Source organism: Kitasatospora sp. NPDC004531 (genome assembly GCF_053602195.1).
Window position 1 is genome coordinate 83534 of record NZ_JBSGDD010000018.1, and the last position, 9241, is coordinate 92774.

Genomic DNA, 9241 nt, shown 5'->3' on the forward strand with positions numbered 1-9241 from the left:
GATGACGGCAGGACGGGGGACCTTACGGGCCGATGCGGCGGACTGTCTGTCGGTGGCGGTCGCGCAGGTCCGCGACAGGGACGGGCTGGTGGTGGGGGCGGGTTTTCTGGTCGCCGACGGCCTGGCGGTGACGTGTGCGCACGTCCTGGTGGACGGCGGTTACGGGCCCGGTTCGACGGTGACGCTGGTCTTCCCGCACGCACCCGGCGCACCGATGGTCACCGGCCGGGTGCTGGAGGACGGGTGGCGCGAGCCCCACGAGCAGGACGTGGCGCTGGTGCGCCTGGAGCGGACCGTGGGGGTGGCGCCGTTGCCGCTGGGGTCGGCGGCGGGCGCACGGGGCCACCGGGTGCGCTCGTTCGGGTTCCCTGTGCAGGCACCGCCGGGCGGGCACTTCGGGTTCGCCACCGCGGGCGGCCTGCTGCCCGCTGCCGACCCGGTGGGCGAGCTGCTTCAGCTCACCGGGGCCAACGACCTGACCCAGGGATTCAGCGGCGGACCGGTGCTGGACGAGGCGACCGGCCTGGTGGTGGGGATGCTCACCGCGATCACCGCCCCCGATGCCCACGACCGCGGCCAGGGCATCGCCTACGTCACCCCGACGGCCGTCCTGCGCGAGGTGTGGCCGGCCCTGAAGCAGCGCGACGTGTCGCCATACCGGGCACTGGAGCCGTTCACCGCCGAGCACGCCCGCTGGTTCCGGGGCCGCGAGGACGCGGTGGACCGAGTCCTCGCGGGACTCGCCGGCGGACGGCGGGTGGTGCTGTTGCTGGGCCCGTCCGGGTCGGGGAAGTCGTCCCTGGTCCAGGCCGGGGTACTGCCCGCGCTGGCGGCAGGGCGGCTGCCGGGCAGCGACCGCTGGCGCCAGGTGCTCACCCGCCCGGGCCCGGACCTGCCGGGCGCCCTGTCGCGGGCAGGCCTGCCCTGGGGCAAGGCCGAGGACCCCAGGGCGGACGCCGACGACGGAGCGGCTGGTACGGCCGCTGAGTCCCGTGTCGTGCTGGTCGTCGACCAGTTCGAGGAGCTCCTCGCCCCGTCCGAAGAGCCCGCCGCCCTGAAGGCGCTTGCCCGGATCACCGCCGCGATCCACTCCGATGCGGCCCTGAGCGTGGTCCTCGTGATGCGCGACGACTTCTACTCCCGCCTGTCCGCGCTCGCCCCTGGCCTGCTGAACGCCGCGCTGCAGGCACAGGGCGTCCTCAACGTCCCCGCCACCCTGAGCGCCACGGACCTGGACGCGATCGTCACCGGCCCCGCCCGCGACCTCGACACGACATTCGAACCGGGCCTCGCCGAGCAGATCATCGCCGACGTCCTGGATCTGGACCGCCGCACCACCGGTGCCCACGACGCCCCTGTCACCGTGCTGCCGCTGCTCGAAGTCGCCCTCACCCGCCTGTGGGAACGCCGCCTGGAGTACGACGGCCGCCTCACCCACGACGCCTACCAGCGCATCGGCGCCGTCACCGGCGCCCTCACCGAATGGTGCGAAGCCGCCCTGAGCGACCTCGACCAGGACCAGCGGAACACCGCCCGCAGAATCCTCACCGCCCTGGTCCGCCCCGCCGACCCGTCCCTGAACACCCCGGCCGCACGTCAGCAGCGCCCGCTCGGCTACCTGCGCGAACTGGCCGCCGACGACGACACCCCCGAAGCGCTGCGGACCGTGGACGAAGTCCTGGCGGTCCTCTCCCGATACCGCATCGTCACCACCGGCCGTGTCCACGAAGGCGCGCGGCCGGACGGCGCGCCGGACGCGGAGGGGCCTGCGGTGGCCGAACTGGTCCACGACGCACTCATCCGGGACTGGATCACCCTGCACGACTGGGTCGAGCAGGACACCCGCTTCCACGACTGGCTCCTCCGCGCCCACCAACAGCACTCCCGCTGGGAGAAGCGGCGCGACCCCCAGGACCTGCCCACCGGCACCCTCCTCGCCGAAGGCACCGACCTGGCGAGCCACCACCGCCTACCGGGTGACCTCGACGACTTCCTGAAGGCCGGACACCAACGCCTCCAGGCCGCCGCCCGCCGCAGCCGACGCCTCATCACCGTGCTGGCCACCGCCCTCGCCCTCGCGCTGGTCGCCACGGGAGTGGCCTTCTGGCAGCAGCAGGCAGCGGTCACCAATGAGCAGAGGGCAGTCACCGCCCAGCAGGTCGCGCAATCCCGACAGCTTGCCGCCCAGTCCGCACCCCTGCTCGACGTCGACCCCGAGCTCGCCGCCCTCCTCGCAGCCAGCGCCTACCGCACCAGCCCCACCACTGAAGCCGCGGCCAGCCTCCGCTCCGCCGCGAACCGCCCCCTGGCCCGCCGCCTCACCGGCCACACCGGGGCCGTGAACGCGGTGGCGTTCAGCCCCGACGGACGCACCCTCGCCACCGCCGGCGACGACAAGACCGTCCGCCTGTGGGACACGGTCACGGGCAAACCCCTCACCAGCCCCCTCACCGGCCCCGCGCTCTCGGTGGCGTTCAGCCCCGACGGGCGCACCCTCGCCACCGCCGGAGACGGCACCATCCGCCTATGGGACACCGTCACGGGCAAACCCCTCACCAGCCCCCTCACCGGCCCCGCGCTCTCGGTGGCGTTCAGCCCCGACGGGCGCACCCTCGCCACCGCCGGAGACGGCACCATCCGCCTATGGGACACCGTCACGGGCAAACCCCTCACCAGCCCCCTCACCGGCCCCGCGCTCTCGGTGGCGTTCAGCCCCGACGGGCGCACCCTCGCCACCGTCGGAGACGGCGCCATCCGCCTGTGGGACGTGGCCAAAGGCACGGGGATCAGGACCTTCACCGAACACTCCGGCACCATGGATTCGGTGGCGTTCAGCCCCGACGGCCGCACCCTCGCAACCGTCGAAGACCACACCGTCCGCCTGTGGGAAACGGCCACGGGCATTCCCCGCTTTCGCGCCCTGTCCGACTACACGGCTCCAGTGAAAGCGGTGGCGTTCAGTCCTGACGGCCGCACCCTCGCCACCGTCGGCGAAGACAAGACCGCCCGCCTGTGGGACGCCGCCACAGGCGAACCCCTCTCCGGACCCATCACCGGCCACGCCGCTCGCGTGAACGCGGTGGCGTTCAGTCCCGACGGGCGCACCCTCGCCACCGCCAGCGACGACAAGACCGCCCGCCTGTGGAACGTGACCACAGGCAAACCGCTCACCGGACCCACCGAGGGAGTGGAAGCGGTGGCGTTCAGTCCCGACGGGCGCACCCTCGCCACCGCCGGCGAAGACAAGACCGCCCGCCTGTGGAACGTGGCCACAGGCGAACCCCTCACCGGCCCGCTCACCGGCCACGCCGCTCGCGTGAACGCGGTGGCGTTCAGTCCCGACGGGCGCACCCTCGCCACCGCCAGCAGTGACCAGACCGCCCGCCTGTGGAACGCCGCCACAGGCGAACCCCTCACCGGCCCGCTCACCGGCCACGCCGCTCGCGTGAACGCGGTGGCGTTCAGTCCCGACGGGCGCACCCTCGCCACCGCCAGCAGTGACCAGACCGCCCGCCTGTGGGACGCAGGCACGGGCAAACCCCTCACCGGTCCACTCATCGGCCATACCTCGGCCGTGACCGCGGTGGCGTTCAGCCCCGACCGACACACCCTCGCCACCGCCAGCGACGGCGACACCGTTCGCCTGTGGGACGCAGCCACGGGCGAACCCCTCACCGGCCCGCTCATCGGCGACACCGTTCGCGCGAACGCGGTGGCGTTCAGCCCTGACGGACACACCCTCGCCACCGCCGGCGGCGGCGACACCGTCGGCCTGTGGGACGCGGTCTCGGGAAAGCCCCTCACCACACCCCTCACCACCACCCTCACCGGCCCCGTGTGGTCGATGGCGTTCAGCCCCGACGGACACACCCTCGCCACCGTCGCCGTCGCCGCCGCCGAGGGCGAGGGCGAGGTCGGCGACCACACTGTCCGCCTGTGGGACGTGGCCACAGGCAAACCCCTCACCGGCCCACTCATCGGCCATACCTCGGCAGTGAACGCGGTGGCGTTCAGCCCCGACGGACGCACCCTCGCCACCGCCAGCGGCGACGGCACCGTCCGCCTGTGGCCCCATGTCCCGCTGGACGCCGCAACTAGCGTCATCTGCAAGGCTGTTTCACGCGACCTCACCGATGACGAGAAAACGCGATACTTCCCCAACCAGAAGATCGGGCCCATCTGCCCTGCATGACCGCCCCTCACGAAACCGTGAGGGGCCCTCGGCATATCCGAACAGCAGAACGGCCGGTCGACCCGACATAGTGTCGGATCGACCGGCCGCAATGGGTCGGATGACCGTTGTGCGCGAGGGGGGAGTTGAACCCCCACGCCCTTTCGGGCACTGGAACCTGAATCCAGCGCGTCTGCCTATTCCGCCACCCGCGCAAGGGTGTAGTCGTCGTTCTGCGTTTCCGCCCCGTTCGACCTGCTGAGAAGCTTACCGCATGTTTCGGGGGGCTCCGTCCGGGGTGCGTCGGTGGCGGGGCGTCACAATGGCCGGATGAGAGTGATCCTCACGGTGGCCGGGGCGATGCTGCTGGCCGGGACGGCGGCCAGCATTCTGCGGACGCTGGTGGTGCCGCGCGGCCTGTACTCGGCGTTGGCGATCCGGTTGTGGTCGGTGCTGCGCCGGGTGGTGCGGACGGTGGCGGCGCCGTTCGGCGGCTACCGGGCGATCGACCGGGCGCAGACCTGGCTGGCGCCGCTGATCCTGCTGGGGATGCTGGGGTGTTGGCTGCTGTCGACGCTGGCGGCGTACACCCTGCTGCTGATAGGGACGTCCGACCTGCCGTGGCACGTGGCGTTCCGGGAGGCGGGGTCGAGTCTGTTCACGCTGGGTTTCGCCAGCGGCGACCGGCTGCACCTGTCGGTGATCGACTTCCTCGCGGCGGCGAACGGGCCGCTGATCATCGCGCTGCTGATCGCCTACCTGCCGACGCTCTACTCCGCCTACAACCGGCGGGAGTTGGAGGTGACGCTGCTCCAGTCGCGGGCCGGCGAGCCGGCCTGGGGGCCGGAGCTGCTGGCCCGGCAGACGCTGGTGCGGACCGAGAGCGAGCTGCCGGAGCTGTACCGGGCGTGGGAGCGGTTGGCGGCGGATCTCGGCGAGGGGCACTCCAACTACCCGGTGCTGATCTCGTTCCGCTCCCCGCAGCCGTACCGCAGCTGGGTGGTGGGCCTGATCGCGGTGATGGACGCGGCGGCCATGCAGTTGGCGCTGAATCCGCGTTCGGCGCCGCCGGAGGCGCGGCTGCTGCTGCGCGCCGGGTTCACGGCGCTGCGGGACATCGCGACGGCGCTGCGGATCCCGTTCGAGCCCGACCCGGAGCCGGAGGAGCCGATCCGGCTGACCTTCGAGGAGTTCGACGCGGCGGTGGCGCTGGTGACGGCCGCCGGGCTGCGGCTGGAGCGGCCGGTCGAGGACGCCTGGGCGCACTTCCGCGGCTGGCGGGTCAACTACGAGGCGATCGCCTACGAGTTGGCCCGCCGCGCGGACGCGGTGCCGGCGCTGTGGACGGGGCCGCGGGACTTCGCCGCCGCCCCGATCCCGCCGCGCCGCCCGGCCGACCGCCGCCCCGTCAACCCCTGACCGGCCAACCCCTGACCGGTCGACCCCCGCCCGGTCGACCCCTGACCGGGCCCGGAGCCGTCAGCGCACCCGCAGCAGCTGCTCCTCGGCCTGCGCCAGCACCTCCACCACCCGCCGCCCGAACCGGACGTCGCACGGGTGCGGTTCGCCGGTCGCGGCGGCCGCCAGCAGGGCGTCCAGGGCCCGGCCGTAGGACGCGGTGGGCGGCCCGCTGCGGTCGGGGAGCCGGGTGACGCCGGCGGTGCCGCGCAGTTCGGCGCCCGCGCCGTTCGCGGAGGCCTCCGGCGGGGCGGTCAGGCTGAGCGTGACGGTGCTGGACGCGCCGCCGGCGTGCCGCAGGACCAGGTGCGCGGTGTCGCCGGGCCCGGGCTCGGCGGCGACCCGTTCGACGTCGCCGAGGACGGGCAGCAGCACCGACAGGGCGTGCGGGCCGACGTCCCACAGCGCGCCCTTCTGCTGCCGCCACGGGGACGCGGCGTAGGGGCTGTCGGTGGTGAACACCGAGCCGATCCAGTGGCAGTGCGCGGTGAACCAGCCGCCGCGTTCGGCCTGTTCGGCGACCCAGGCGCCGGGCGCGGTGTCGAAGCGGACGGTGAAGAACACCACCGAGGCGACGTTCGCCGCGGCGGCCGCGTCCTCGACGGCGCGCGCGGCGTCCACGGTCGCGGCGACGGGCTTGTCCAGCAGCAGGTGCTTGCCGGCCTCGGCGGCGCGCACCGCGTACTCGGCCTGGACGTCGGGGGGCAGCGCGATGGCGACGGCGTCCACCTCGGCCAGCAGGTCGTCCACCGCCTGGTAGGCGGGGACGCCGTGCGCGCCGGCGAGTGCGGCGGCGGCCTCGGGGCGGCGGCCCCACACGCCGGCGAACTCGACCTCGGGGTGGGCGGCGAGCGCGGGGGCGTGCACCAGGCCCGCCCAGGGGCCGGTGCCGAGCAGTCCGATCCGCACGGTGGTCAGCCCTCCACCCGGATCAGCGTGAAGCCGTCGTGGCCCTTGTGGCCGACGGTCTGCACGGTGGTGGCGTCCACCCGCTTGTCGCCGGCGAGCAGTTCGTGCAGCCGCCGGACGCCCTGCACCGCCTCGTCGGTGCTGTGCTCGTCGGCGAGCCGGCCGCCGCGCACCACGTTGTCGACGACGATCACCGAGCCGGGCCGGGTGAGCGCCAGGGACGCCTCCAGGTAGTGCGGGATGTTCGGCTTGTCGGCGTCGACGAAGACCAGGTCGAACGGTTCGACGCCCTCCTCGGTGAGCTGCCGCAGGGTGTCGCGGGCCGCGCCGAGGCGGATCTCGACGCGGTCGGCGAGGCCGGCCCGGCGCAGGTTGGCGGCGGCGACCTCGGCGTGCGCCGGGTCGATCTCCAGCGTGGTGAGCGTGCCGCCCTCGGGCAGCGCGCGGGCCAGCCAGATGGCGCTGTAGCCGGCCAGGGTGCCGATCTCCAGGATGCGCCGGGCGCCCTGCATGCGGGCCAGCAGATGCAGCAGCTTGCCCTGGTTGGCGGCCACCGCGATCTGCGGCAGCCCGGCCCGGTCGGCGGCCTCCAGCGCCGCGTCCAGCACCTCGTCCTCGCCGATCAGCCGGTCGGCGACCCAGTCGTCGACCGCCGTCCAGAGCTGCTGCGGGCTCTCCTGCGTGCTCATTCTCCCCACCTCCGTGATCGCTTCGCGCTGCGACCCTACTCCCTGCCCGGCGCGCGCCGGTCCCCGAACACGGCGAAGGCCGCCCGCGTCCGGGGTGGACGGGGCGGCCTTCGGCGCGGGTGCTCGACGGTCAGTCGGTGCTGTCGACGAGCGTCTCGGAGAGCGGCTCGCCGCTCTTGCCGCCGGACTGCTCGGGGTGCGCGGCGCGGGACTTCTTCGCCTTGTACTTGAGCAGCAGCGCCGAGCCGACGCCGAACAGCGCGGCCGCGCCGAGGCCGATGTAGGAGGCGCCCTGGAGGTACTCCTCGGCGACCTTGCCGACCTGGTAGACCAGCAGCGTGGTGCCGCCCGCCCAGACCACGCCGCCCAGCACGTTGGCGATCAGGAACTTCCAGTACGGCATCCGCAGGGTGCCGGCCAGCGGGCCCGCGAAGATCCGCAGCAGGGCGACGAAGCGGCCGAAGAAGACCGCCCACATGCCCCAGCGGTGGAACGCCCGCTCGGCGGTGGCCAGATGGTCCGGTCCGAAGTGTTTGGGGAACTTGCGGCCGAGTTTCTCGAACAGCGGCCGGCCGCCCTTGTGGCCGATGGCGTAGCCGATCGAGTCGCCGATGATCGCGCCGGCGATCGCGCAGCCCGCGATGCCCCAGGGGCTGACCACGCCCTTGGCGGCGAGCAGCGCGGAGGTGACCAGGGCGATCTCGCCGGGCAGCGGAATGCCCAGACTCTCCAGTCCGATGATCAGTCCGATGATCACGTACACCGAGGTCGGTGGAACGCTCTCGATCCACTGGTCGAGGTGCAAGGCGGAGTACCTCCGTCAGGGCAGGGACAGGCGGCCGACGCACGGCGGCACACGGGAAAAGCTTCGGTAAAGGGCCCGAGCCCGGCCAGCCTAGCCCCTCCCGGCCCGCAGGCCGAGTGCCTCCCCCGACCGCTGGTGGGCACGCTGCCGGGCGGCTCCTCCCCCGTTCCCCCGCACCCGGTCCAACTCCCGGCGCCACCAAGTTCGTTCCCGATCCGCGGGTGACATTCCGCGCACCCGCCGGAGCTGTTCCCGGCCCCCGGCCGCACCCCATACTCCGTGACCGGACAGCACCACCCACGGGGAGGACACACCCATGACCACGGCGGCAGGCACCTGGCGGCTCGGCGACCTGGAGGTGAACCGGATCGGCTACGGCGCGATGCGGCTGACCGGCAACGGCATGCTGGGCAACTCGGACGGCGCCCCGATCGACCGCGGGTTCGCCGTCCGGCTGCTGCACACCGCGTTCGAGCAGGGCGTGGACCACGTCGACACGGCCTCCTTCTACTTCTCGCCGCTGCGCTCCGCCAACGAGCTGATCAACCGGGCGCTGACGGCCTGGCGCGGCCACCCGGTGGTGGTGGCCACCAAGGTCGGGCCGGGGCGCGCCCCGTCCGGCGCGTGGCAGACCATGGCCCGGCCGGACGAGCTGCGCGGGCAGGTCGAGGAGAACCTGCGCCAGCTCGGCCGCGACCACCTGGACGTGGTCAACCTGCGCCGGAACGGACCGGACTGCGCCTCGGTGGCCGAGCACTTCGGGGCGCTCGCCGAGCTGCGGCAGGCCGGGCTGATCCGGCACCTGGGGCTGTCCAACGTCCGCACCGAACACATCCGGCAGGCGCGGGAGATCGCCCCGGTGGTGTGCGTGCAGAACTCCTTCGGGCTGGACTGGCGACGGGCCGAGGAGAACGGCGTCCTCGGCCTCTGCGCCGAACTCGGCATCGCCTTCGTCCCGTTCTTCGCCATCTCCGGCCTGCGCCGCGAGGCCGCGACGGCGGCCGAACAGGACCGCCGGGTCGCCGCCGTGGCCGCCGAACTCGACGCCACCCCCGCCCAGGTCCGCCTCGCCTGGACGCTGCACCGCGGCCCGCACGTCCTCGCCATCCCGGGCACCACCGACCCCGCCCACCTGGCGGAGAACCTCGCCGCCGCGAGCCTGCGCCTGACGGCCGCCCAGCTCGCCGCCCTGGACGCGCCGGCGGCCTG

6 protein-coding genes and 1 tRNA gene are annotated in these 9241 nt (G+C 73.6%); 3 read left to right on the plus strand and 4 right to left on the minus strand.

Going from position 1 to position 9241, the window contains the following annotated elements; genetic code table 11:
• The first annotated feature begins 1 nt into the window (after position 1).
• Positions 2-4192: an nSTAND1 domain-containing NTPase gene (locus ACWEMJ_RS11075; RefSeq protein ID WP_452136707.1), complete on the plus strand. Its 4191-nt coding sequence runs from the start codon at positions 2-4 to the stop codon at positions 4190-4192.
• Positions 4193-4302: 110 nt separating this feature from the next.
• On the opposite strand, the gene ACWEMJ_RS11080 is transcribed toward ACWEMJ_RS11075, so the two are convergent.
• Positions 4303-4386: transfer RNA gene (locus ACWEMJ_RS11080), tRNA-Leu, on the minus strand.
• Between the two features lie 115 nt (positions 4387-4501).
• Here ACWEMJ_RS11080 and ACWEMJ_RS11085 point away from each other — a divergent pair.
• Positions 4502-5590 carry a hypothetical protein gene (locus ACWEMJ_RS11085; protein ID WP_452136708.1) on the plus strand — a complete coding sequence of 363 codons (1089 nt, stop codon included), beginning with the start codon at positions 4502-4504 and terminating at the stop codon, positions 5588-5590.
• 60 nt (positions 5591-5650) lie between these two features.
• Here ACWEMJ_RS11085 and ACWEMJ_RS11090 read toward each other — a convergent pair whose 3' ends face one another.
• From ACWEMJ_RS11090 to ACWEMJ_RS11100, 3 genes are all read right to left on the minus strand, one after another.
• Positions 5651-6538, minus strand: coding sequence for a Gfo/Idh/MocA family protein (locus tag ACWEMJ_RS11090; protein ID WP_452136709.1), 888 nt, complete (start codon positions 6536-6538; stop codon positions 5651-5653).
• A gap of 5 nt (positions 6539-6543) precedes the next feature.
• Positions 6544-7227, minus strand: a complete 684-nt coding sequence (locus tag ACWEMJ_RS11095) for an O-methyltransferase (RefSeq protein WP_452136710.1) — start codon at positions 7225-7227, stop codon at positions 6544-6546.
• A gap of 130 nt (positions 7228-7357) precedes the next feature.
• Positions 7358-8032 (minus strand): DedA family protein, encoded by a 675-nt coding sequence (locus ACWEMJ_RS11100; protein WP_452136711.1) that lies wholly within the window; start codon positions 8030-8032, stop codon positions 7358-7360.
• 316 nt (positions 8033-8348) lie between these two features.
• Between ACWEMJ_RS11100 and ACWEMJ_RS11105 the strand changes: the two genes are divergently transcribed.
• The coding region (locus ACWEMJ_RS11105) for an aldo/keto reductase (RefSeq protein ID WP_452136712.1) at positions 8349-9241 on the plus strand (893 nt) is incomplete at its 3' end.

What these genes read in the sequence shown, in the direction of transcription:
- ACWEMJ_RS11075 (WP_452136707.1), top strand. Translation starts at nt 2, where the DNA reads ATGACGGCAGGACGGGGGACCTTACGGGCCGATGCGGCGGACTGTCTG.
- ACWEMJ_RS11085 (WP_452136708.1), top strand. Translation starts at nt 4,502, where the DNA reads ATGAGAGTGATCCTCACGGTGGCCGGGGCGATGCTGCTGGCCGGGACG.
- ACWEMJ_RS11095 (WP_452136710.1), bottom strand. Translation starts at nt 7,227, where the DNA reads ATGAGCACGCAGGAGAGCCCGCAGCAGCTCTGGACGGCGGTCGACGAC.